This is a genomic window from Alishewanella jeotgali KCTC 22429, assembly GCF_000245735.1.
GTDB lineage: Bacteria > Pseudomonadota > Gammaproteobacteria > Enterobacterales > Alteromonadaceae > Alishewanella > Alishewanella jeotgali.
This window is the reverse complement of the sequence record NZ_AHTH01000005.1, coordinates 1-24,228: the sequence shown is the minus strand read 5'-3', so window position 1 is coordinate 24,228 and position 24,228 is coordinate 1. Positions and strand designations below refer to the sequence as shown.

Below are 24,228 nucleotides of genomic sequence, written 5' to 3'. Positions count from 1 at the left end.
GCGTTACTCCGTGCGGTAAAGCGGTAAAAATAAGGTCACCACGGCGCCGCCATCTGGGTGATTCGCTATCTGTAAACTGCCATCATAGCTCTGTACGATTTGCCGTGAGATAGACAGGCCAAGGCCGAGCCCCGAGCCTTGTTTAGTGGTAAAAAAGGGCTCAAACAAATGTACCATCACATGCGGTTGGATACCGGGGCCATTGTCATGGATCTGCAGGCATGCCTGCTGCTCTTGTACGCTCAGGCGAATACTGAGCCGGCATTGGGGTATACCTTCGCAGGCCTGAACGGCGTTGCCAAGCAGATTCACCAGCACCTGCTCCAGCTGTAGCGGATCCACCTTAACGTTTGGTGCGGCCTGTTCCTCAAAGCTAATGCTGACCGCTTGCTGGCGCAGTAGCGGCTGCAGCAGATCCAGCGCATTATGCACCAGGCTCTGCAGTGTCACTACCCGGGGGGTATTGGCGGCTTTGCGGCTAAAACCTTTAAACTGCTGCACGATATGGTTTAAGCGCAGTAACAGCTGACTGAGTTTATCCAGATTGCCAGCCAGTTCGGTATGCTGGCCGCGGGCTAATAGCAACTGACTGTTCTGTAAATAACTGTGCATGGCGGTCAGCGGTTGGTTTAACTCATGATTGATGGATGCACTTAACTGGCCAATGGTTGCCAGCTTGGCGGCTTGCAGCAGTTGCTCCTGAGTTTGTCTGAGCTCTTGTTCTGCCTCACTGCGCTGGCGGATCTCCAGTTGCAGTTGCTGGTTGCTCTGTTGCAGCGAAGCGGTGCGCTCGGCCACAGCCTGTTCCAGCTTTTGGTAGAGCTGGGTGCGCTGTAATTGTTGCTGGCGGCGGTTTCGCCAGTATTGTGCCGTTAACAGCAGCAGTGTTAACAGCAGCGCCAGGCTGATACTGTATTGCAACGCCTGAATCTTTAACGGCCGGGTTGGATGCAGCATCACCAGCTGCCAGGGCAGGGCTTGATGGGCTTTCTGGGCTACCGTGTACTCGGTACGCGGCAACTGACTCTGACCAGGCTGCTGCAGCAGCTGCCATAAGCTGCCTTGCTGTTTCACCGCCAGGGCCGGCAGTAGCATCCCCGGATGACGGGGCAGGGTCAGGCTTTGTTCACCCAGCTGCGATAAACGCCAGGCCGGATTATTGCTGGCGAGCACGGTATTTTCTTCATCGACCAGCATAAACAACCAGGGGCTCTGACCGGCGATACTCTGATAAGCCAACTCTAACTGATCAATATTCAGTTTGCTGGTCAGCACACCATAACGCTCGCTGGGCTGTTGTTGCACCAGATTAGAGAAATAGATGCCACGCTCTTTTGAGATCCAGCCCAGACCATAGTCTATGTAACTTTGCCCGGTGCGGATGGTTTCAGTGAAGTAGGGCCGAAAGCCAAAGTTGTAATCGAGAAAACTGACTTCCTGTGCAAAGTTACTGCTTGCCAGCACCAGACCGCTATGGTCCATCAGATAGATAGAAGCGCTGCCACTGGCCAGATTAAAATCGGCCAGTAACTGACTCAGGGCACTTTGGTCCGAGCCCGCAGCGGCTGAGAGCACCTGTTTTAGCTCAGGGCGGACGGCCAGACTCTGATTAAGCAGCGAAAAGCGAGCCAGTTGCTGCTCGATGTAGAGATTAAATTCAGCACCATGCCGAAGCGCAGTTTGCTGGGCCTGACTCAGTAAGCGGTTAAACAGCAGTTGGTAGCTTAGCAAGGTAAATAGCAGCAGCACCAGCAGGAGGCTAAGCGGAGTTTTTAATCGACTTGGCATAACACACTCAATCAGGGGGAGAGCCAGCCGGCTGTCCGCACAGGGTATCTGCCGCCGTACTATACCTGAAATGCGCTGACGGCTCTATGCGCTACAGTTTATTGTCGGTATTTATGCAACAACTTACTGTAATAGCAAAACTTATACGCGCTTTTGCAAGATGCAGCTATGCTTAACAAAAATACAAAAAATACGACAGGAGCAGGGCTATGGGATTCTGGTCAACAGCGGCTGGCCGCTTACTGATTCTTCCATTACTGGCGTTAGCCGGTTTTCTGGTGATTGCTGCCGTGGCGCTGGATGCGCTGCAGCAACGGCTGACGGAAGGACGCGAACAACGGGTAGTGGCGGTGATTGATGTGGGGAGGACCCTGGTTAAGCACTACCAGCAATTGGAAAAAAGCGGCGCCCTGAGCCGGGAGCAGGCACAACAGGCCGCATTATCGGCGATCCGTGCCATTCGTTATGACAAGGTCGAGTATATCTGGATCAATGATCTGGGGCGGCCCTTTCCGAAAATGGTGATGCATCCTACCGTGCCTGCTTTGGAAGGCACAGTACTGGACCGGCCAAGTTTTAATTACGCGACGTTAATGCGTAGCCCCGACGGTCGTCAGCAGCAAAAACTGAATAACCAAAACCTCTTTGTGACCTTTGTTGAGACCATTGGCCGTTATGGCAGTGGTTTTGTTGAATATCAATGGACCAAGCCGCTACCCGGTGGTGGTGTTACCGAGGAGCGTTATACCAAGCTGTCCTATGTGATTGCGGATCAGGAGTGGGGCTGGGTATTGGGCTCCGGCATCTATATTGATGATGTGCAAAAGATGTTCTGGCAAACCGGTTTACGGCTGGCATTGGTAATAGTGCTGGTGATGTTACTGACAGTTGCCGTTTCGCTGTATATCCGCCGTTGGTTGTTGCGCCAGCTGGGTGGTGAGGTTGCCTATACCCGGCAATTGGTGCAACAGGTTGCAGCCGGTGATTTTAGCGCCAGCATTAGCCTGCAAGCAGGTGATCAGGATAGTCTGCTAGCCGCTGTAGCTGCCCTGGTTGGCCGCTTGCGTGAACTCATCGGTCAGCAGCGGGCTCTGGTGAGCGGGCTGAATCAGCAATCTGAGGCGCTGGATAGTTCCAGCCAGCAAAGTCAGGCCTTACTGCAACAGGTTATGGAGCAAACCACCCAGGTTGCGACCGCAGTGCACGAAATGAGCACCACCTGCGATGATATGGCGCGTAATGCGACTACGGCGGCACATTCGGCACGGGATGCCGATCGTGAGGCGGCTGCCGGTACTGCGGCTGTTGGTCAAACCTTACAGGCTATTAATCAGTTACAAAGCAAAGTAGAGCAGGTGGCAGCGGTATTATCGGAGCTCTCCGACAGCAGTCAGCAAATCGGTGCCGTGACGGAAGTGATTGGCAGCATTGCAGAGCAAACCAACTTGTTGGCACTAAATGCCGCCATCGAGGCCGCCCGTGCCGGTGAACAGGGACGGGGCTTTGCGGTGGTTGCCGACGAAGTCCGCACCCTGGCCAGCCGTTCGGCCAGCTCTACTCAGGATATCAACAGCAAGGTGCAGGAAATTCAGCAGGATGCCGCCCGCGCCGTCAGTTCAATGCAACAAAGCCAGCAGGAAACCAGCCTGACCATCGCCCGTTCTTCTGAAGCCAGTAGTGCCTTGCAGCGTATCAATGGCGCTGTTGCTCAGATCACCGACGTCAATGACCAACTGGCCAGTGCTACCGAAGAGCTGGCGATGGTTGCCGGTGGTATTAACCAGAATATGGAGCAAATTGCCCAGGCAGTGCAGCAAACCCATGAACAGGCAGCACAGTTAGCGGGCGCCAGTAGCCAGTTACGGCAAATGGCAAGGGAATTAAATAATCTGTTAGCCGGCTTCCGCGTATAATAGTTTAAGTGAGAATTTCTGTGATGTGCTGAGGTACAGATGAAACTAACAGAACAGCAATGGCGGGAACGCCTGACTGACGAACAGTATCGGATCACCCGTTTAAAGGGCACCGAGTATCCGTTCAGTGGAGAATTGTTGCACCATACGGCTGATGGCACCTACCACTGCATCTGCTGTGGTACCGTGTTGTTTGATTCGGCGACTAAATTTGATGCCGGTTGTGGCTGGCCGAGTTTCTATCAGGCGATAGAGGGTAAAGTCAGCTATAAACCGGATCACAGCCATGGCATGCACCGGATTGAAATTCTTTGTGCCGCCTGCGATGCCCATTTGGGGCATGTGTTTGACGATGGGCCTTTGCCAACCGGGCAGCGCTACTGTGTCAACTCGGTGTCGCTGCGCTTTCAACATACTACCAAGGTCTAAAAAATTCTGTAATTGTTGTGGTAGGCTTTCATAATCCATTACAATAGGCCGCCTTTCAAAACCGCTGTACCCTACATAAAAGCGGCCGAGGCAACTCCGATTAATTCATCTTATTGAAGTAAAAGGCCTGAACATGACCCTATCACACGCAGAGCAGTACCAGAAGAGCTGGCAGGAGCGCCAGGAATACGCCGAAAACATGTTGCCAATTATTGGCCGTCTGTACCGTAACAAAGGCATCGAAGTCGTGATTTACGGCCGTCCGCTGGTCAATGCTACCATCATCGATATCATCAAAGCGCACAAAACTGTGCAGCGTTTCGAGGGGCAAAAACTGCGGTTACGTGAAAGCTTCCCGGTACTGGAAGCGATCAGCAAGATGAATCTGGCCCCAGGCCGCGTTGATATCGGTAAGCTGGCTTATGCTTTCCTGTACAAAAACGTCGCGGAAGGTTTAACGCTGGAGCAGTATCTGGCCCGTGAGTTGTCACAAATTCTGGATCATGAAGATAAAGTGAAGCCGGTTGACGTGGTGCTATATGGTTTTGGCCGGATCGGCCGGCTGTTAGCCCGTCTGATGTTAGAGCGCTCTGGTCCAAGCGTTAAATTACGCTTAAAAGCCATTGTTGTGCGTGGCGGTAAGCAGGGCGATCTGGAAAAACGCGCCAGCTTATTGCGTCGCGATTCCATCCATGGTCCTTTCAATGGCAGCATTACAGTCGATGAAGAGAACCAGGGCATTAAAGCCAACGGTACCTTTATCAAAGTGATCTATGCCAATTCGCCGGAAGAAGTCGATTACACAGCCTATGGTATCGACAACGCACTGGTGGTTGATAATACCGGTATCTTTAAAGATGACGTCGGTTTGTCGGTACATCTGAAGAGTAAGGGCGCGGCCAAGGTGCTGCTGACGGCACCGGCCAAAGGCGATGTGCCAAACATAGTGTATGGTGTAAACCAGCATATGATTACCCCGGATCGCACCATCGTATCAGCGGCCAGTTGCACCACCAATGCCATTACGCCGGTATTAAAAGCGCTGAACGATGAGTACGGTATCCGTAATGGTCATGTGGAAACGGTACACTCTTATACCAACGATCAGAACCTGATTGATAACTTCCACAAAGCCGAGCGTCGTGGCCGGGCGGCACCATTAAATATGGTACTGACCTCAACGGGCGCTGCCAGTGCCGTCGCTAAAGCGTTACCAGAGCTGAAAGGCAAGTTAACCGGTAATGCGATCCGGGTACCGACACCCAATGTGTCAATGGCGATTCTGTCGCTGAACCTGAACCGCGAAACCAGCAAAGATGAGCTGAACAACTTCCTGCAAAATACCTCTTTGTTCTCTGAACTGCAGGATCAGATCGACTTTACCAGCTCAACCGAAATCGTATCATCCGATCTGGTTGGCTCGCGCTACGCCGGTGTGGTTGACTCACAGGCGACCATCGTTGATGGCGACCGCTGCGTGTTATACGTTTGGTACGATAACGAGTTCGGTTACAGCGTACAGGTTACCCGGGTGATGAACGAAATGGCCGGCATTACCTATCCGACACTGCCTGTCGCCAAATAAGCTTAACCCGCCACTAAAAAACCCGCCTCGCAGCGGGTTTTTTATGTGCGCCCAGCATGGGCGCATTCTTGGAGGTGCAAGTCCTCCCATAAGCTGGCTACAGCGAATGAAGTGAAGCGCAACTGCAGAACGGCGACGGACTGTGGGGAGGAAGCGTGGAGCGAAACTGCGAGCCGATGAACAAGAATCGGATATGAGGCGTGACTGAGCAGGGCGAGCAGGCATAATTCTGCGAAGCTCTTGTAGCCAAAGCTTTGTGACGTAAATCCGGCGGTTGTGCAGTGAAGGAATGCGTTCTTACCTGGGGAGATCTCGCCTCATGCCTGAAAGGGCGACGTAGTGATACGGAGCGAGAAGTCAGCAGAGGCCGTAGTAGTGGATAACACGAAGGGCCGAACGAGAAGGAGTGTGAAACGCGTTGTTGATGAATAACGTCATGCATCAGATGTCCAAAGAGTTGGAGCGAGGTAAGCAAAAGCAAGGTGAAGCCTTGTTGATGCCTACCCGTGATGAAACGGTATTCCCGCAACAACAGTTCAAACACACAGGGCAAAGCTTGCTTGAGCAGGCGCTTGCGAGGGAGAACATGCGCTTAGCGTGGCAACGCATTAAAGCGAACAAAGGTAGCGCCGGAGTAGATGGTCTGACGATAGCACAGACGGCAGAGCACCTTAAGGTGCAGTGGCCGGCTATCAAAGCGCAGCTGCTAAACGGCAGTTATCGTCCACAACCGGTACGCCGGGTCGGTATCCCGAAGAGTGATGGCACCGAGCGCGAGCTGGGTGTCCCAACGGTGACGGACCGACTCATCCAACAAGCGTTACTTCAGGTACTGCAACCGAAACTGGACCCACAGTTCAGTGAGCACAGTTATGGCTTCAGACCTGGCAGACGGGCCCAGAGCGCGGTATTAGCCGCGCAACGTTATGTGCAGGAAGGCTACCAGATAGTCGTTGATGTTGACTTGTCGAAGTTCTTTGACCGGGTGAACCATGACATTCTGATGGACCGACTGAGCAAACGGCTGGACGATAAAAGCGTACTGCATCTTATCCGGGCTTATCTGAACGCCGGCATCATGGCTAATGGCGTGGTGATAACGCGCCAAGAAGGCACACCACAAGGTGGACCGCTCTCGCCGTTGTTGGCGAATGTGCTACTGGATGAGGTTGATAAAGCCTTAGAGCAACGCGGCTATCGGTTCGCCCGTTATGCAGACGACTGCAATGTGTATGTCCGCAGTCAGAAAGCGGGAGAGCGGGTGATGGCGTGGCTGCGCAGGCTTTATGCGAAACTGCGTTTGCAAGTGAATGAAAGCAAAAGTGCGGTAGGCAGCGTGTTTGGCCGAAAATTCTTAGGGTACAGCCTGTGGCGAACCCGAAGAGGCGAGGTTAAACGCGCGGTATCTGAAGCGGCACTGATGCGTTTCAAAACACGGGTAAAGCAGTTAACACGCCGACAGACAGGGCGCAGCCTAAGTGAAGTCATTGCTGGGTTACGTCGCTATATGCTGGGATGGAAAGGCTACTTCGGGTTATCCCAAACGCCCTACATCTGGCAAAGGTTAGATGAATGGATAAGACATCGTCTGAGAGCTATTCAGCTAAAGCAGTGGCGGCATGGCAAGCGCGCGTATGAAATGGTACGCAAGCTTGGCGGCACAGAAAATGTCGCCAAGCGGATTGCCGGAAACTACCGAAGTTGGTGGCGAAACAGCCAGATGTTACTCCATACAGTACTGACGATAAGCTACTTTGACAAACAAGGTCTTATAAGACTCTCATGACCTCAACTTCTCGAACCGCCCGGTGCGGACCCGCATGCCGGGTGGTGTGGCAGGGGCCAGTCAGTTACACTGACTGCCCCTATGCCGATTAACAGCCATAAAAAAAGCCAGCGCTAGGCTGGCTTCTTGGAATTCGGTATCGAATTAGCCGATAACAGTTACGTTAGCAGCTTGTGGGCCTTTTTGACCTTGTTCGATTTCGAAAGCAACTTTCTGACCTTCGTTCAGAGTTTTGTAGCCTTCAGTTTGGATTGCACGGAAGTGAACGAAAGCGTCAGCGCCGCCGTTGTCTTGAGTGATGAATCCGAAACCTTTGTCAGCGTTGAACCACTTAACCACACCAGTTACTTTAGCCATGAGAGACTCCTAAAAATTTTGATAAATGTAATAACGCAAAATGCGCTGTTAGCCTGACTGTTACTTATGTGGCCAAACGTGCGTGAATCTTCAGGACATGACTTACAAGCGAAGCTGTGTAGCGAAGTTTTCAAAAACAAGTTGTTACATAGGTCTGTACTACAGGCCGGACACCACTATAACAGGTATTGCAGGAATGTATAGCTTTATCGGTGAATAATTTAGCGAAATCACACGCTACAGCAAGTGGCCCTATTTTCACCGCAGTTGGCGGCCTGGTTTTTCACGAAAAGCCGCAGCGCCGGCATAAAAAAAGGCCGGATAACCGGCCTTAGTTAAAGCAAACTGAACTTAGCCGGCGATCGCCGCAGCCGGTGCCACAAATGGCAGGTTCAGTGCCTGGGCTACGCCCTCGTTGGTCACTTTGCCACGGTAAACGTTCAGGCCAGCCAGCAGATGCTGGTCATCCAGCAGCGCTTGCTTATAGCCTTTGTTGGCTAAGCGCAGAATAAACGGCAGGGTAGCGTTATTCAGGGCGAAGGTAGAAGTGCGTGGTACTGCACCTGGCATGTTTGCCACACAGTAGTGCACCACATCATCAACGATGTAGGTTGGTTCAGCGTGCGTGGTTGGCTTAGAGGTTTCAACACAGCCACCCTGATCGATTGCTACGTCAACAATAGCTGAACCTGGCTTCATCCGCTTGATATGCTCTTTGGTCACCAGTTTAGGTGCCGCAGCGCCCGGTACCAGTACACCACCGATCACTAAGTCAGCCGCCAGCACTTCCTGCTCCAGCGCATCAGCGGTAGAGTAAACCGCTTTAACGGCGCCGTTAAACTGGGCATTGATACGACGCAGTACATCAACACTGCGATCCAGTACGGTAACATCAGCACCTAAACCTACCGCCATTTGCGCGGCGTTAGTACCAACCATACCGCCACCGATCACCACGACCTTGGCTGGCGCTACGCCTGGTACACCACCTAACAGCATACCGCGACCACCACAGGATTTTTCCAGTGCCCGGGCACCGGCCTGAATGGACATCCGGCCCGCCACTTCTGACATTGGCGCTAACAGCGGTAAACCGCCTTTGCTGTCGGTCACAGTTTCATAGGCGATACAGACAGCGCCTGATTTAATCAGATCGGCAGTTTGCTCCGGATCCGGTGCTAAGTGCAGGTAAGTAAACAGGATCTGGCCATCGCGCAGCATGGCGCGTTCAACGGCTTGTGGCTCTTTTACCTTAACAATCATCTCGGCTTTGGCGAAGACTTCAGCGGCGGTGCCCAGTACTGTGGCACCAGCAGCCTGATAATCTTCATCGGTAAAACCGATGCCAATACCGGCATTGTGTTCAACAAAGACGCTGTGACCGTGGCCAATCACTTCACGGACGCTGGCAGGCGTCATGCCGACACGGTACTCATGGTTTTTTATTTCTTTTGGTACACCGATGATCATAGGTTTCACCTTGGTTGGGTTGGGTAAAATTTTTGCGCAGTATAGCGATAAAAAACCAGAATTAATGCTTGTTTTTAAACGCTGAAATAGCAGAAAATCCTGTTTAAGAAACTGGCTTGGAGTTTTATGCTGAAATGTACTCTTTAAATAAGAGTGTCAAGAAGTTAGATCGGATTGACCGCAAAATTCTGGTGGAATTACAAAAGGATGGCCGTCTGGCGAATGTCGAACTGGCCAGACGGGTAGGGCTGAGCCCCACACCCTGTCTGGAGCGGGTGCGCAAGCTGGAAGCCGAAGGCTTTATCCTCGGCTACAACGCCCAGGTCGATCCGCATAAAGTTGGTGCTGCGTTGCTGGTATTCGTGGAAATTACCCTGAGCAAAACCTCACCGGAAGACTTTGACGAATTTAGCAAGGCAGTACAGAAGCTGTCGGAAATTCAGGAATGTCACCTGGTGTCCGGCAGTTTCGACTTTTTACTGAAAACCCGGGTAGCCAATATGGCCGCCTATCGTGAACTGCTGGGGGAAACCCTGCTCAGGTTACCTAGCGTGCGGGAAAGCCGGACCTATGTGGTGATGGAAGAAGTGAAGCAAAGTAGCTTTGTGGCGATACCTTAAGTCATTTTAGTATAAGGTAGTTTGGTATCAGTTACTTTGGTATAAGCTCGCGTTCAGCTTGGGCGGATTAAACTGGCCACTGCGCCGCTGCTATGCCAGAAAGATGCACTTTTAGCGCTGCTCTGGTAACCTTAGCAGGTCAGTGAAGACAGACTCAGCACTCCGCACAGCGGTTATTAGCGCGACTTGCGCGCAGTTTTTTTAAGGAGCGGAGCAAAAAATGAAATTAGAGGCCTTTCATTTGCAAAGCAAAGTATTATTTTCATTAAACGGTGTGCAACGACTGCTTGAAGTCGGCCTGATCCTATTCTCCTCGTTGGCCGTCTTTATGCTGTTAGCATTAATTTCCTTTGACCCGGCTGATCCCAGCTGGTCGCAAACCGGTTATCAACAACAGGTCAATAACTATGCCGGCCGTGGCGGTGCCTTTGTTGCCGATCTGCTGCTATTCAGCTTCGGCTGGATTGCCTATTTACTGCCGTTTTTTGTTGCCCTGATGGGCTATCTGCTCTTTAAACGCTTTAAAGATTTACTCAGCCTCGATTACCTGATTTTAGGCTCTCGGGTATTTGGCCTGATCCTGACGCTGTGTGCGGCAACCGCGATCAGCAGTATGAATTTCAACGATATCTATTATTTCTCGTCCGGCGGTGTGCTGGGCGATATGATCAGCAGCAGCTTACTGCCGTACTTTAATTTTATTGGTACCAGTCTGTTATTACTCTGTGCCTTTGCCACCGGTCTGACGCTGCTAACCGGTATCTCCTGGCTGACCGTCGCCGATTACCTCGGTGCCGGCTGTTTTTATCTGTTTACCCGTTTGTTGGAATTACCGCAGCGTTTTAGCAGCAAAGCCCCAGCCAACCCGGTATTTAACGAAACAGCAACGGCAGAGCTGCCACAGCCAAAAGCGAAAAAAGCCCAGCGTAACAACCTCGAAGCCACTGAACCGGCCTGGTCTGCTGCTGCTGCTGCGGATGAGGATGATTTAGAGCCGCAATTTAGCTGGCCACCGGCGGCAGAGCCGGAGCCAAAACGCAAAGAGCCGTTACCGATCCGGCCGCTGGATGAGCGCACCGAAGCCCGGGCTTTCTACAGTGTGGATAGTCTTGCCGATGATCAGCTGTCGTTTAGTGCCGTCGACGATCCGAACGAGTCAGTGCATATCGGCCGCACCCTGCGCGAGTTGGAAGAGCAGGAAGAGCTGCACCCACTGTTGCGCTATCCGGAAGATGAAGCCGTCGTAGTTGAAGAAGACGACAGCGAAGAGGTCGCACATTCGCTGGAAGAGTTGCCATCACTGGCGCTGTTAGATCGGCCGGATAAAGCCACCAACCCGATTGATCCGGCTGATTTAGAGCGGGTATCGCGGCTGGTTGAAGCAAAACTGCTCGATTTTAACGTCGAAGCCAAGGTTGTCGGCGTCCATCCGGGGCCTGTTGTCACCCGCTTTGAACTGGATTTGGCGCCGGGCGTCAAAGTCAGCAAAATTACCGGCCTGGCCAAAGATTTAGCCCGCTCGTTATCGGCCATTAGCGTACGGGTCGTGGAAGTGATCCCAGGCAAGAGCTTTATCGGTTTAGAGCTGCCAAATCAGCACCGTGAAATCGTGCGCTTATCCGAAGTCATTGGCGATGAGGTGTTTAACGAGTCCAAATCTGCGCTGACTATGGTGCTGGGCAAAGATATTGCCGGCAAATCAGTGGTCGCCGATCTGGCCAAGATGCCGCACTTACTGGTCGCCGGTACTACGGGCTCGGGTAAATCGGTTGGCGTTAACGTCATGATTTGTAGTTTGCTGTATAAATCTACGCCGGACGATGTGCGCTTTATTATGATCGATCCCAAGATGCTGGAGCTGTCCATCTACGAAGGCATTCCGCACCTGTTAACCGAAGTGGTTACCGATATGAAAGACGCGGCCAATGCGCTGCGCTGGTGTGTCGGGGAAATGGAGCGCCGTTACAAGCTGATGTCAGCCATGGGCGTGCGTAACCTCAAGGGCTACAACGCCAAGATCAAAGAAGCTATCGCTGAGGGTCAGCCACTGAAAGATCCACTGTGGAAGCCATCGGATGATATGCGCGATAGCGCGCCTTATCTGGAAAAACTACCGGCGATCGTGGTGGTGATCGACGAATTTGCCGACATGATGATGATCGTTGGTAAAAAAGTTGAAGAGCTGATTGCCCGGATCGCGCAAAAAGCGCGGGCGGCCGGTATTCACCTGGTACTGGCGACGCAGCGGCCATCGGTTGATGTGATCACCGGTTTAATTAAAGCCAATATCCCAACCCGGATCGCGTTTCAGGTATCGTCGAAAATTGACTCGCGCACCATCCTTGATCAGCAGGGCGCAGAAAGCCTGTTGGGGCAGGGCGATATGCTGTATTTACCACCTGGTTCAGGGGTGCCTACCCGGGTGCATGGCGCCTTTGTTGATGACCATGAAGTGCATGCGGTGGTTGCCGACTGGAAACGGCGTGGTAAACCACAGTACTTACCAGAAATTTTAAGTGGCGAAACCACGGAAGAGAACTTGTTACCCGGCGAAGTACTCGAAGGGGAAGAGGGTGAGGCCGATCCGCTGTATGATCAGGCCGTGGCCTTCGTCATTGAATCACGCCGCGCTTCAGTGTCAGGCGTGCAACGTAAATTCCGGATCGGCTATAATCGCGCCGCCCGTCTGGTTGAACAGATGGAGCACAGCGGTTTAGTCAGCCCACCGGGGCACAATGGTAACCGTGAAGTCTTGGTTCCGAACAGAGGTGGTTAATGGGTAAGTTGGCGTCAATGCGTAAATTGTCGTTCATGATGTTGGTAGCCGCGGCAGGAGCCGCCGCCACAGTGGCCAGCCCGGTATGGGCACAAACGGTAGAAGTAGTACCCAGACCTGATTTTGCCCCCCATATGCAGGCGGCACGACAGCAGCGCTTAAGTGCTGAGGATGCCAGTGCCGAACTGATGCAGCAATTGGCGCGCATTAAAAGCTACACCGCCAGTTACCGGCAAAAGGTTTACGATATTCAGCAGCAACTGCTGCAGGAAGGTAAAGGCCAGCTGGCGCTGCAGCAAGGCGCGCGTTTTCGCTTTGAAAGCACTGAGCCGGAGCCATCGTTACTGGTCAGTGATGGTAAAACGCTGTGGATCTACAATGAGCCGTTAGAGCAGGTCAGTATCTATGATGCGCAAAGTGAAGTGGGGCAAACGCCCTTTGCCTTGCTGACTTCGACCGATCCGGCGCTCTGGCAGCAATACCGCGTGACTAAACAACAGCAGAGTTTCTTTATTCACCCGCAAAGCAGTGATAATCCGGTGCAGCAGCTGCTACTTACCTTTAGCGAAGATCAGTTGATTGAAATGCAGGTGATTGATATTAACCAGCAGCAAAGCGTGTTTCTGTTTAGCGATATTAAGCTGAACAACAAGATCGCCAATGCTCAGTTCAGCTTTAAGGTCACGTCTAATCTGGACGTTGATGATCAGCGGCAACGCTAATGGCCACCTTACCGCTGGAGTTTGGCAGCGACTTCCGGCCACTGGCCGCCCGGTTAAGACCGCGGCAACTTGCTGATTATGTCGGCCAGCAGCATCTGCTGGCCGCAGGCTCACCGTTGCAACAAGCCATTCTGGCCGGCCGTGTGCATTCGTTAATTTTGTGGGGCCCGCCGGGTACCGGCAAAACCACGCTGGCAGAACTGATTGCCGGCCATGCCCAGGCGCAAATGCAGCGCTTATCGGCGGTCACCGCCGGCATTAAAGAAATTCGCGACAGCATTCAGCAGGCCAAATTACACCAGCAGCAATATCAGCAACGTACACTGCTGTTTGTCGATGAGGTGCACCGCTTTAATAAAGCACAGCAGGATGCCTTTTTACCGCATATTGAAAATGGCACCATTATTTTTATTGGCGCCACCACCGAAAATCCGGCCTTTGCGCTAAATAACGCCATTTTATCCCGTGCCCGGGTTTGTGTGCTGAAGCCGCTGACCGAAGCAGATTTACAACAGGTGCTGGCGCGGGCGCTGACTGATGCGGAACTTGGGTTAGGCGCACAGCAATTAACGCTGGAGCCGGCGGCTGAGCAGCTATTACTGCGTTTGGCTAATGGTGATGCCCGGCGCTTGCTGAATTTACTGGAACAACTGGCAGAGCTGGCGGCGCCGCAGTCTGAACTGACGGTAGCGCAGGTACAGCAAATTGTGCCACAACAGCTACCCGGCTTTGACCGCGATGGCGATCTGTTTTACGACCTGATTTCGGCATTACATAAATCGGTGCGCGGCTCGGATCCGGATGCCGCCTTGTACTGGTTTGCCCGCATTCTGGCCGGGGGCGGCGATCCGCTTTATGTGGCACGGCGCTTATTGGCCATTGCCAGTGAGGATATTGGCAATGCCGATCCGCGGGCGCTGACGCTGGCACTTAATGCCTGGGATACCTTTAGCCGGGTCGGCCCGGCCGAAGGCGAGCGCGCTATTGCCCAGGCGCTGGTGTATCTGGCGCTGGCGCCCAAAAGTAATGCCGTCTATCTGGCGTTTAACCAGGCAAAGGCGCTGGTGGCAGAGCGTCCGGATTATCCGGTGCCGCTGCATCTGCGTAATGCACCAACGGCACTGCAGCAGCAACTGGGGCATGGTGCCGGTTATCGTTATGCCCATGATGAACCCGGTGCCTATGCCGCCGGCGAGCGGTATTTACCACCAGAGCTATGGCAACAGCAGTTGTATCAGCCCAGTGAGCGCGGTATGGAAAAGCAACTGGCGGAAAAACTGCGCTATTTGCGCGCGCTGGATGCGCAAAGCCCGAAGCAACGTGATGCTGAACCCAAATCTAAAAGCTGAATAGCTATAGTAAAGCCGTGCCGTGTTTGAGCGCTGACTCCCGGCGTTATAGTGCGCTATTGCGGCTGATCTGGCGCTTGGCTCTGGGTATAACACCGGCAGAACAGAGAAAATCTGCCTTAGGCATTTCAATTTAAGTGGCAGCTTAGTAATATTCAGCCCTGTTATGATCACCCGCCGGCAAGCTGCTGGCCTAATTTAGCGAACTGAAGCGAATTCTATGTTAGATCCGAAATTTTTACGCGCAGAACTGGCGCAAACCGCTGAGCGACTGGCAACCCGTGGTATGACGCTGGATGTTGCGGCCATCAGTGCCCTGGAAGAGCAGCGCCGGGTGCTGCAGGTAGAAACCCAGGAGCTGCAGAATCAGCGTAATACCAAATCAAAAGCCATTGGTCAGGCCAAAGCCCGCGGTGAAGATATTGCCCCCTTGCTGGCCGAAGTGGATGGCTTAGGCGCCCAGCTGGATGCGGCAAAGATCCGCCTGGATGCGGTACTGGCCGAGCTGGACAAAATTGCGTTAAGCATTCCTAACTTACCGGATCTGTCTGTGCCGGTCGGTAAAGATGAAACCGAAAATCTGGAAGTACGCCGCGTTGGCGCGCCACGCCAGTTTGATTTCCCGGTGCAAGATCATGTTGCGCTTGGCGAAGCCTATGCCGAGGGGCTGGATTTTGAAAGTGCGGTCAAGTTATCCGGCTCACGTTTTGTGGTAATGAAGGGCCAGATGGCGCGGCTGCACCGGGCGTTAACCCAGTTTATGCTGGATGTGCATACCCAGCAGCATGGTTACACTGAGGTTTATGTGCCTTATCTGGTTAACCATGCCAGCTTATACGGCACCGGCCAGCTGCCAAAATTCAGTGCTGATCTGTTCCACACCCAGCCTGCAACCGAAGAGGGTCAGGGCATGGCACTGATCCCAACCGCTGAAGTACCGGTGACTAACCTGGCGCGCGACAGCATCTTTGATGCCAGCGAACTGCCGTTTAAATATACCGCGCATACGCCTTGTTTTCGCAGTGAAGCCGGCTCTTATGGCCGTGACACCCGTGGTCTGATCCGCCAGCACCAGTTTGATAAAGTGGAGCTGGTACAGCTGGTTAATCCGGCACTGTCAATGCAGGCACTGGAAGAGCTGACCGGCCATGCCGAGAAAATTCTGCAGTTATTAGGCCTGCCATACCGGGTAATGCTGCTGTGTACCGGCGATATGGGTTTTGGCTCATGCAAGACGTACGATCTGGAAGTCTGGTTACCGGGGCAAAATGCCTACCGTGAAATCTCTTCTTGCTCGAATATGGGCGATTTCCAGGCACGGCGGATGCAGGCGCGGTTCCGTCCGGAAGAGGGCAAAAAGCCAGAGTTGCTGCATACGCTAAATGGCTCTGGCCTGGCGGTGGGCCGCACCCTGGTAGCTATTCTGGAGAACTATCAGCAAGCCGATGGCTCAGTGGCCATTCCAGAGGTGTTACAGCCTTATATGGGCGGCCAAACCAAACTGGTTTAATCCAGTACGCAAGCGCTTTGCGGCTAACGCTGCAAAGCGCAATAACGACTTCAATGCTGCGGTTAATTGAGTTTCAGTTTTCAAAACTCAAAACTCAAAACTCAAAACTCAAAACTCAAAACTCAAAACTCAAAACTCAAAACTCAAAACTCAAAGCTCAAAGGCATTTCGCCGGCTTTGGCAACCCCGCCAGCCGGGTAGCCTGTTTCGCCGGGCCTTCCGGAAACAATAAAAACAAATACTTACTATTGCCTTTATCTGGCCCCAGTTTTTCTGCCATCGCTTTAACCAGCAGCCGAATTGCCGGTGAGGTATTAAACTGCTGATAAAACTCCCGCACAAAATAAATCACTTCCCAGTGCGCATCGGTCAGGCTCAGCTGTTCCAGCCTGGCAAAGGCTAAGGCCACCTCTGGCGTCCAGTCTGACAGCTGCTGCAGATAGCCATGTTTATCCAGTGGCAGCGACTGCTCGCCAACCGTTATAAAGGCCTGTGTCATCGGCTTAGTTCCATAATAAATTCTGTTTGGCCTGAGCGCTAAGCGCAACCCAGCGTGCATCATCAATTAGTTCCACCTGCGCCAGCGGCGTAATTTGGCGCCAGTTTACATCTGACGCCAGCGCCAATACCGGCACCGGCAGGCTTAGATCGGCTTGCAAGCACAGATAAACCGCATCCTGGCGTAACAGGATCCGATCTTCCGGCGCACAGCAGGCGCTAAGCATCTGCAACTCAAAGCGGGGTTGGGTCAGGGTAATCAGTTTCATCACAGCTCCTTTTTAATCACAGGCCTTACAGCGCTAAGCCGCTGTTAGCAGCGGATCAGCTGATCGGCCTGTTGCATCGCGGTGCGGATCTGCGCGCTATCGGCAAGCCTAAAGCCCTCTGGTAGCACAAGCTCAGCCAGACCACGGCTGTTCAGGGATTGCTGACATACCAGGCAGGGGCCCATGTCGTACAGCGCAAATAAGCCAAAGCTTTTTTGAAAGGCTTTTAACGGCGCCGGCGCATCAGTGGGGTTATCGGCAGGAGGCAGCAGCTGATACACCGCATCATCCTGAAACAGCATACTCACCTGATGCTCCACCGCGGCTAACGCCAGCGCCAGATCCAGCGCTTCCCGGGCTTTGGCCTGATTAAAAGGCGAGGCGGTTTGAATTAACAGAATCGCTTGCATCAGAACTGTACCACCTTAGTGCCGGTTAACCGCATGGCAAACTCTGCCAGACCAGCGGCAAGAAAAGGGCTGTGCTCTGCCGCGTAAATACCGCGCTTCTCGGCTGCGGTCACACAATATAATAACGGGATCTGTTGTTGTTGACAGAAGCTGGCTAATTGCGCCGCCAGATCCGGCTCATCGGCCGGTAAATCAATACCTGGCTGCACGGCTAAAACAGCATCTTCATATAAAAATATTTGCTCCAGCTGATAACCATTGGCCAGCACAGCGCGGGCGAACTGCAGCGCACTGGCAAAGCTTTGGCCAGCAAAGGGGCTTTGTTGTAACAGTAAGCTAAAGCGGGTGATCATAATCTGCATACCTGCAACTGGCATAGGGGGAAATAAAAAACCCCGCACAAGCGGGGCATTTTAGCGAACTCAACCGTTGCCGGCTAGGTTTAACGGGGCCGATTACTCATCGCCGCCGAAAATACCTAATAACTGCAGCAGGTGTACGAACAGGTTAAAGATGTTCAGATACAGGGCAACAGTGGCACGGATATAGTTGGTTTCACCGCCGTGAATAATGCGGCTGGTATCGAACAGGATCAGACCCGACATCACCAGCACCGCTACTGCGCTGATGGTCAGGCTTAACGCCGGAATGCTCAGGAAGATATTTGCAATAGCCGCCACCACGATAACCAGTAAACCGATCATCAGGAAGCCACCCATAAAGGAGAAATCTTTACGGCTGGTCAGGGCATAGGCTGATAAACCGAAGAAAATCAGCGCGGTGCCGGCCAGCGCTTGCATAATCAGCGCCGGACCATTCGGTAAACCGGCGTAGGCCAGCAGCATTGGGCCTAAAGAGGCGCCCATTAAACCGGCAAAACCAAATACCCAGAAAATACCGCTGGCGCTGTCCGCTTTCTTGTGAACCACAAACAGCATAACAATACCGGCGATCATACAGACGATGGCGCCGATCGCTGGCATACCCATTGCCATTGAAATGCCGGCTGCCACAGCGCTGAACGCCAGGGTTAAACCAAGCAGAAAATAAGTATTGCGCAGGACCTTGTTGATTTCGACGCCCTGACTGAGGGTGCCGATATTACTGGTTTCTCTGTATGACATAGTGCTGTCTCCTCTGTACCAAGTTTGATTTGTATGACCGCATCATACTGTTAAAGTTCCGTTATCACCAGCCTTACCCGCTTGAAAATACAGCAACTAAAATTTTTTTCATGGTTTTGCTTTCTTTTCCGCAATTAACTGATTAATATACGCGTCGCTGGAGGGATGGCAGAGCGGTTTAATGCACCGGTCTTGAAAACCGGCGTAGGTTAGTAGCCTACCGAGAGTTCGAATCTCTCTCCCTCCGCCACTTATTCTGAGAAACCACCTTAACCGGTGGTTTTTTGTTTTTAGCGCTACGCTAACAGGGCGTAGCAGAAAAACTGCAGAAAATAGCAGCTTGTTGCTGAAAATCTCAGCAAACAGATAAAACTGCGAAACTTTGCACTTTACAAAAGCCGGCGGCCTTTTTAATATGCCGGCCAATGCGGAGGGATGGCAGAGCGGTTTAATGCACCGGTCTTGAAAACCGGCGTAGGTTAGTAGCCTACCGAGAGTTCGAATCTCTCTCCCTCCGCCACTTCTCAGTGTCATCAAGCTAACCCTTATCTCCATTACAGCATCAAGATTAATTATTAACCTTAAGTTAAAATTACCGATAAATTTCATTAATTTAACTTTATTTATTATTGTTTTTTGGCAAAATCGCTGCCTGGCGCCAGCCTTTGCTTATTACGAATAAGTATTAGGAAAAAACGGTGCGCTGGGCTATGCTAGACAGCAGAATAATTCTATACCTGAATCGCTTGTATTTAGGGTGAGCAACAGGTAAGCCAGTATAACGGAGAGCCAAGTTGATTAACGTGCTGTTAGTTGATGATCACGAGCTGGTAAGAACTGGGATCAGTCGCATACTAATGGATGAGCGCGGTATCAAGGTGATAGGCGAGGCCAGTACCGGCGAAGAAGCCCTGCAATTTTGCCGGCAATATGAACCTGATGTGGTATTGATGGACATGAATATGCCGGGGATGGGCGGGATGACCGCCACCAAGCGTATTTTGCATTACTGCCCGGAAATTAAAATTATCGGTTTGTCGATCTCCTGTGAGGAGCCCGTGCCCACTAAAGTGATGCAACTTGGTGCCGCAGGTTTTATTTCGAAAAACACCCCGCCGAAAGAAATGATTATGGCCATTAAAAAGGTCTACTCCGGCGCGCGGCATATTTCCGACGAAGTGGCACAAAAAATGGCACTGGCCAAGGTGAATAACCAACAGGCTAACCCCTTTGAAGGCTTATCCGATCGTGAACTGCAAATTATGCTGATGATTACTCAGGGCCAGAAAGTCACAGACATTGCCGAGCAACTTAACGTTAGCGCTAAGACGGTGAATTCTTATCGTTACCGGATGTTTGAAAAACTGGCGATCAGTGGTGATGTGGAATTAACTCACCTGGCACTGCGCCATGGCATGATTGATATCGCGAAAATTGCGCACTAATACCCAAAATACCCATGTTTGACGCCAAAGCCTTTCTGGCGACCGTACCACAGCAGCCCGGTGTTTATCGGATGATAAACGCCGCCGGCACAGTGATCTATGTCGGTAAAGCCAAAGATCTGAAAAAACGCCTTAGCAGTTATTTCCGCAAAGAAGTCGACAGCATTAAAACCCGGGCGCTGGTCAGCCAGATCAGCCAGGTCGAGTTCACGCTAACCCATAGCGAAACCGAAGCGCTGATCCTGGAAAATAACCTGATTAAAGAATACCTGCCAAAGTACAACGTACTGCTGCGCGACGATAAATCTTACCCTTATATTCTGTTATCCGCGCATAAACATCCGCGGATCAGCTCACACCGCGGCCCGCGCAAGGTGCCGGGGCAGTACTTTGGCCCTTACCCTAATGCCGGTGCGGTGTGGCATAGCCTCAAAACTCTGCAGAAGATTTTCCCAATTCGCCAGTGTGAAGATGGTTTTTACCGCGCCCGTACCCGGCCGTGTTTGCAGTATCAGTTAAAGCTGTGTAGCGCGCCCTGTGTCGGTAAAATTTCCGACCAGGATTACAGCGAGCAAGTACGCTTAGCCACCTTATTCTTAAGCGGTAAAAACCAGCAGGTAATTGATGATCTGGTGCAAAAGATGAACAGCGCCAGCGAACAATTACAATTTGAAGCGGCGGCTGCGTATCGCGATCAGATCAGTGCACTGCGCCGGGTGCAGGAGCAGCAGCATGTCAGCGGCGAACATGAAGAGCTGGATGCAATTGGCTTTAGCCTGCAAGGGCAAACGGCAGTGGTACATGTACTCTTTATCCGCGATCGGAAAATTCTGGGCAGTAAATCCTATTACCCGAAAGTGCCGGCCGATACCGAAGCCGCTGAAGTGCTGTCGGCCTTTTTGCTGCAGTTTTATTTAAGTGGCCACAGTGAGCAGCAAATTCCAAAAGAAATAGTGTTGCCACTGGAAATACCCGACACCGAAGCCCTGGCGGACGCCATCAGTAAGCTGGCCGAGCATAAGGTACGCTTAACCTATGCCAAGCGTGGCGAGAAAGCGCAGTATCTCGCGCTGGCACAAAAAAACGCGGCGATAGCCTTGGATAGCCGGCAATCGTTAACACAAAAGATGCGCGCCCGCTATCAGGCGCTACAGCAGCAGCTGGCACTGGATAGCACCATCGGCCGGATGGAATGTTTTGATATCAGCCATACCATGGGGCAGGCGACTATTGCTTCCTGCGTGGTGTTTGACGGCGAGGGGCCCTATAAGCAGGAATACCGCCGCTATAACGTAACCGGTGTCACCGCCGGTGATGACTATGGCGCTATGCGCTTTGCTCTGGACAAGCGCTACGGTAAGCTTAGCGATGAAAGCAAAATTCCGGACATTGTGTTTATCGACGGGGGGCAGGGCCAGCTGAATATCGCCTTAGAACAATTTGCCAACTGGCCCTTTGCCAAAAAGCCGCTGTTAATAGGTGTGGCAAAAGGTGTTAGCCGTAAAGCCGGCCTGGAAACGCTGATTTTATGGGATAGCGGCCGTAGCATTCATTTACCCGAGGATTCGCTGGCGCTGCATTTAATTCAGCAGATCCGCGACGAAGCGCACCGCTTTGCGATAACCGGGCATCGAAATAAACGCGGCAAGGCGCTACTGAAAAGCCCACTGGAAAATATCGCCGGTATTGGCGAAAAGCGCCGCCAGGCTTTGTTGCAATATTTAGGCGGTTTGCAAGGCGTGTTGCAAGCCAGTGTTGCCGAATTGTGCAAGGTACCGGGAATTTCCAAACAACAGGCTGAAAAGATTTACCAGGCTTGCCAGAACAAGTAGCATGACAACCAGGACTGATGTGAGAACTAAAATGTGGAATATTCCTAACCTGCTGACCCTCTTTCGCTTGCTGCTGATCCCGGTGTTTATTTACTGTTTCTATTCGGGCTTAGAAAATGCCCGCTTCTGGTCGGCATTAGTATTCTGCCTGGCAGCTGTAACCGATGCGTTAGATGGCTATCTGGCCCGCCGTTTACAGCAATCGACCCCCTTTGGCGCCTTTCTCGATCCGGTAGCCGATAAGGTGATGGTCGCCACCGCCCTGGTGCTGATTGCTGCCGACATTCATAACCTTTGGGCGGTAGTGCCGGCGATTATTATTATCAGCCGCGAAATCTTTATTTCAGCGCTGCGCGAATGGATGGCAGGCCTTGGCAAACGCGCCAATGTAGCGGTCTCTAATCTGGGCAAATACAAAACCATCGCTCAGATGCTGGCGTTAATTGGCCTGATCTGGCAACCCCAGCTGCCCTTATTTGCCTGGTTTACTCCGGCTGGCTGGATTTTGCTGTATATCGCCACCATTTTAACCGTGTGGTCGATGTACGAATATCTGCGCGCGGCCTGGGCCGATTTAGCCGCAAACTAGTGCTACTGAAACCGGGCCTGGACAGCGCGTGTTTCGACTGTCGCAGCGGCCGGTTTTGAAACAGGATGTCGCCGCAGGGGGGCAGAACAAAGCAAGTTGCTGTTTTTACCGCCGATGCTGTTACTTTTTAAGCAAACGGTCATAAAACTAAAAATTTGTTATTGACGACTCAGTATAAAACAGTAGAATGCGTCTCGTGTTAAGGCAGATGGCCATAGCAACGCGAGTTTAGCTCAGCTGGTAGAGCGCGACCTTGCCAAGGTCGAGGTCACGAGTTCGAACCTCGTAACTCGCTCCAACTCTCAGAGTCGGAAAGCTTAGTGGCGGGTTGGCAGAGTGGCCATGCAGCGGATTGCAAATCCGTCCACCTCGGTTCGACTCCGGGACCCGCCTCCATTAACACCCTGACTGACAGGTTAAACAGGTGTCTGCCCGGGTGGTGAAATCGGTAGACACAAGGGATTTAAAATCCCTCGGGGGAAACCCCGTGCCGGTTCAAGTCCGGCCCCGGGCACCATTTTATACTGACCAGCAGTATAAAAGCTTCAAAATGCGAGTTTAGCTCAGCTGGTAGAGCGCGACCTTGCCAAGGTCGAGGTCACGAGTTCGAACCTCGTAACTCGCTCCAAATTCCAAAAAAGCCGCTGCCAAAGCGGCTTTTTGCATTCCAAAACCCAAACCCAACACTACACAGCTCCGCACTACGACTCCGATCCGCTCTACGACTCCGGTATGCGCGCGTACCGGAGTCGGTCATGCGATATTTAAAAAAACACCTAACCCCAACACCAAAACCACACCACGACTCCGGTACGCTAGCCGTACCGGAGTCGACCCTGCGATACCCAAAAGAACACCGACCCCAACACCAAACCGCACTACGACTCCGGTATGCGCGCGTACCGGAGTCGATCCTGCGATACTAAAATGTGTGACCACCCCAACCACATTTCCAGATCAGCCTAGAGCGCCAGATACTGTCCAAACCACCAGCAAACGTAACCAAACAGTAAACAGGTAAATCGCAAGGTTTTGGCTCGCTCTGCAAAGCTTGGAAACTACCTGAAATCAAAACAATTGATTTAACGTTAGTTATTCGCTAGCGTAGTGTCATAAATGGAGATAAAGGGTCGTTTACACTGCGTGTTAGCCTTACAAGGAAAGTTATGAGAAATCTGATAGTTATTTTAGTACTGTTTGTCACAACATTAGTTGTTCATGCTGAGGATTTTAATTGGCGAACTGGTGATGGCACAAAAGCACCAAATACGAAAAATCAAAAAAGTATCTCGGGATTTGGCGGTTGGTTGCTGGTTACTCCTGATAAAGATTGGGAGGAAAAATGGAATACTCCCAAAGAGAATATCCCTCACTTTTCAGAAGCGGAAGAGGTCGAACTTGGTGAAGAATTAACAATCTTGCCTTTTTTTGCGAATCCTAAGCTAGATGAAAATAGATATTTTAAGATCTTGTGCGACATTAAAATTATCAAGCCACATGGCAGCTTTTCAATCAATGAAATTGATGTACCGTGCGCCGAGGGAATAATGGAAGATGACCCCATGTCAATATTCCTCACACAAACCGTGATTAAGTACATTGGTGAAGCAGGTGATCCCTATGGAGAGTGGACAGTCTTTTTTAATATGAAAGACTCTGTAAGAAATGTAGAAATCCCATTGGAAACTTCATTTAGACTGGTTAAAAGTAAGGCTAACAAGTCAACACTGCCGACCGCTAACGCGTCGGCTGATTG

At 51.9% G+C, this 24,228-nt stretch carries 21 protein-coding genes and 6 tRNA genes; 19 read left to right on the top strand and 8 right to left on the bottom strand.

Going from position 1 to position 24,228, the window contains the following annotated elements; all coding sequences use genetic code 11:
- Positions 1-3: 3 nt before the first annotated feature.
- Positions 4-1,788 (bottom strand): sensor histidine kinase, encoded by a 1,785-nt coding sequence (locus tag AJE_RS01710; protein WP_008949376.1) that lies wholly within the window; start codon positions 1,786-1,788, stop codon positions 4-6.
- A 209-nt stretch (positions 1,789-1,997) separates the two neighbouring features.
- Between AJE_RS01710 and AJE_RS01705 the strand changes: the two genes are divergently transcribed.
- The 4 genes from AJE_RS01705 to ltrA all read left to right on the top strand — a co-directional run bounded on the left by AJE_RS01705 (position 1,998) and on the right by ltrA (position 7,501).
- Positions 1,998-3,701, top strand: coding sequence for a methyl-accepting chemotaxis protein (locus AJE_RS01705; RefSeq protein ID WP_008949375.1), 1,704 nt, complete (start codon positions 1,998-2,000; stop codon positions 3,699-3,701).
- A 39-nt stretch (positions 3,702-3,740) separates the two neighbouring features.
- Positions 3,741-4,130, top strand: a complete 390-nt coding sequence (gene msrB / locus AJE_RS01700; protein ID WP_008610285.1) for a peptide-methionine (R)-S-oxide reductase MsrB — start codon at positions 3,741-3,743, stop codon at positions 4,128-4,130.
- A gap of 133 nt (positions 4,131-4,263) precedes the next feature.
- On the top strand, positions 4,264-5,715 hold the full coding sequence (locus AJE_RS01695; protein ID WP_008610286.1) for a glyceraldehyde-3-phosphate dehydrogenase: 1,452 nt from the start codon (positions 4,264-4,266) through the stop codon (positions 5,713-5,715).
- Between the two features lie 424 nt (positions 5,716-6,139).
- Positions 6,140-7,501: a group II intron reverse transcriptase/maturase gene (gene ltrA, locus AJE_RS01690; RefSeq protein WP_237709278.1), complete on the top strand. Its 1,362-nt coding sequence runs from the start codon at positions 6,140-6,142 to the stop codon at positions 7,499-7,501.
- Between the two features lie 144 nt (positions 7,502-7,645).
- Here ltrA and cspE read toward each other — a convergent pair whose 3' ends face one another.
- Both cspE and ald read right to left on the bottom strand, forming a co-directional pair.
- On the bottom strand, positions 7,646-7,858 hold the full coding sequence (gene cspE / locus AJE_RS01685) for a transcription antiterminator/RNA stability regulator CspE (RefSeq protein ID WP_008949373.1): 213 nt from the start codon (positions 7,856-7,858) through the stop codon (positions 7,646-7,648).
- Between the two features lie 351 nt (positions 7,859-8,209).
- Positions 8,210-9,328, bottom strand: a complete 1,119-nt coding sequence (gene ald / locus AJE_RS01680; protein ID WP_008949372.1) for an alanine dehydrogenase — start codon at positions 9,326-9,328, stop codon at positions 8,210-8,212.
- 134 nt (positions 9,329-9,462) lie between these two features.
- Here ald and lrp point away from each other — a divergent pair, with 134 nt between their 5' ends.
- The 5 genes from lrp to serS all read left to right on the top strand — a co-directional run bounded on the left by lrp (position 9,463) and on the right by serS (position 16,305).
- A complete protein-coding gene (gene lrp / locus AJE_RS01675) occupies positions 9,463-9,948 on the top strand; it encodes a leucine-responsive transcriptional regulator Lrp (protein WP_008610290.1) in 486 nt (161 codons plus the stop codon).
- 220 nt (positions 9,949-10,168) lie between these two features.
- The gene (locus tag AJE_RS01670; protein ID WP_008949371.1) at positions 10,169-12,724 is read left to right on the top strand and encodes a DNA translocase FtsK; all 2,556 of its coding nucleotides are present in this window, start codon (positions 10,169-10,171) and stop codon (positions 12,722-12,724) included.
- Positions 12,724-13,446, top strand: coding sequence for an outer membrane lipoprotein periplasmic chaperone LolA (lolA, locus tag AJE_RS01665; RefSeq protein WP_008949370.1), 723 nt, complete (start codon positions 12,724-12,726; stop codon positions 13,444-13,446). Before AJE_RS01670 ends, lolA begins: the two co-directional genes overlap by 1 nt.
- On the top strand, positions 13,446-14,795 hold the full coding sequence (locus tag AJE_RS01660; RefSeq protein ID WP_008949369.1) for a replication-associated recombination protein A: 1,350 nt from the start codon (positions 13,446-13,448) through the stop codon (positions 14,793-14,795). Before lolA ends, AJE_RS01660 begins: the two co-directional genes overlap by 1 nt.
- 220 nt (positions 14,796-15,015) lie before the next feature.
- A complete protein-coding gene (gene serS / locus AJE_RS01655) occupies positions 15,016-16,305 on the top strand; it encodes a serine--tRNA ligase (protein ID WP_008949368.1) in 1,290 nt (429 codons plus the stop codon).
- A 157-nt stretch (positions 16,306-16,462) separates the two neighbouring features.
- On the opposite strand, the gene AJE_RS01650 is transcribed toward serS, so the two are convergent.
- The 5 genes from AJE_RS01650 to AJE_RS01630 form a co-directional block, all read right to left on the bottom strand.
- Positions 16,463-16,804 carry a TusE/DsrC/DsvC family sulfur relay protein gene (locus AJE_RS01650; RefSeq protein WP_008610301.1) on the bottom strand — a complete coding sequence of 114 codons (342 nt, stop codon included), beginning with the start codon at positions 16,802-16,804 and terminating at the stop codon, positions 16,463-16,465.
- Positions 16,805-16,808: 4 nt separating this feature from the next.
- Complete coding sequence (locus AJE_RS01645) at positions 16,809-17,072, bottom strand: DsrH/TusB family sulfur metabolism protein (protein WP_008949367.1); 264 nt, start codon at positions 17,070-17,072, stop codon at positions 16,809-16,811.
- A 44-nt stretch (positions 17,073-17,116) separates the two neighbouring features.
- Positions 17,117-17,482, bottom strand: a complete 366-nt coding sequence (tusC, locus tag AJE_RS01640) for a sulfurtransferase complex subunit TusC (protein WP_008949366.1) — start codon at positions 17,480-17,482, stop codon at positions 17,117-17,119.
- Complete coding sequence (locus tag AJE_RS01635; RefSeq protein ID WP_237709277.1) at positions 17,482-17,844, bottom strand: DsrE/DsrF/TusD sulfur relay family protein; 363 nt, start codon at positions 17,842-17,844, stop codon at positions 17,482-17,484. Before AJE_RS01635 ends, tusC begins: the two co-directional genes overlap by 1 nt.
- 93 nt (positions 17,845-17,937) lie before the next feature.
- Positions 17,938-18,606, bottom strand: coding sequence for a Bax inhibitor-1/YccA family protein (locus AJE_RS01630; protein ID WP_008949364.1), 669 nt, complete (start codon positions 18,604-18,606; stop codon positions 17,938-17,940).
- Positions 18,607-18,765: 159 nt separating this feature from the next.
- Between AJE_RS01630 and AJE_RS01625 the strand changes: the two genes are divergently transcribed.
- The 10 genes from AJE_RS01625 to AJE_RS01580 form a co-directional block, all read left to right on the top strand.
- Positions 18,766-18,856 (top strand) — tRNA-Ser (locus AJE_RS01625).
- Between the two features lie 179 nt (positions 18,857-19,035).
- Positions 19,036-19,126, top strand: a tRNA-Ser gene (locus AJE_RS01620).
- A gap of 274 nt (positions 19,127-19,400) precedes the next feature.
- Positions 19,401-20,051: a UvrY/SirA/GacA family response regulator transcription factor gene (gene uvrY, locus AJE_RS01615; RefSeq protein ID WP_008949363.1), complete on the top strand. Its 651-nt coding sequence runs from the start codon at positions 19,401-19,403 to the stop codon at positions 20,049-20,051.
- 14 nt (positions 20,052-20,065) lie between these two features.
- A complete protein-coding gene (uvrC, locus tag AJE_RS01610; RefSeq protein ID WP_008949362.1) occupies positions 20,066-21,883 on the top strand; it encodes an excinuclease ABC subunit UvrC in 1,818 nt (605 codons plus the stop codon).
- Between the two features lie 31 nt (positions 21,884-21,914).
- Positions 21,915-22,472, top strand: coding sequence for a CDP-diacylglycerol--glycerol-3-phosphate 3-phosphatidyltransferase (gene pgsA / locus AJE_RS01605; protein WP_008949361.1), 558 nt, complete (start codon positions 21,915-21,917; stop codon positions 22,470-22,472).
- 222 nt (positions 22,473-22,694) lie between these two features.
- Positions 22,695-22,770: transfer RNA gene (locus tag AJE_RS01600), tRNA-Gly, on the top strand.
- A 24-nt stretch (positions 22,771-22,794) separates the two neighbouring features.
- Positions 22,795-22,868 (top strand) — tRNA-Cys (locus tag AJE_RS01595).
- 34 nt (positions 22,869-22,902) lie between these two features.
- Positions 22,903-22,989 (top strand) — tRNA-Leu (locus AJE_RS01590).
- A 35-nt stretch (positions 22,990-23,024) separates the two neighbouring features.
- A tRNA-Gly gene (locus AJE_RS01585) sits at positions 23,025-23,100 on the top strand.
- 538 nt (positions 23,101-23,638) lie between these two features.
- Positions 23,639-24,228 (top strand): hypothetical protein (locus tag AJE_RS01580; RefSeq protein ID WP_008949360.1); only part of this gene is annotated, 590 nt, incomplete at its 3' end.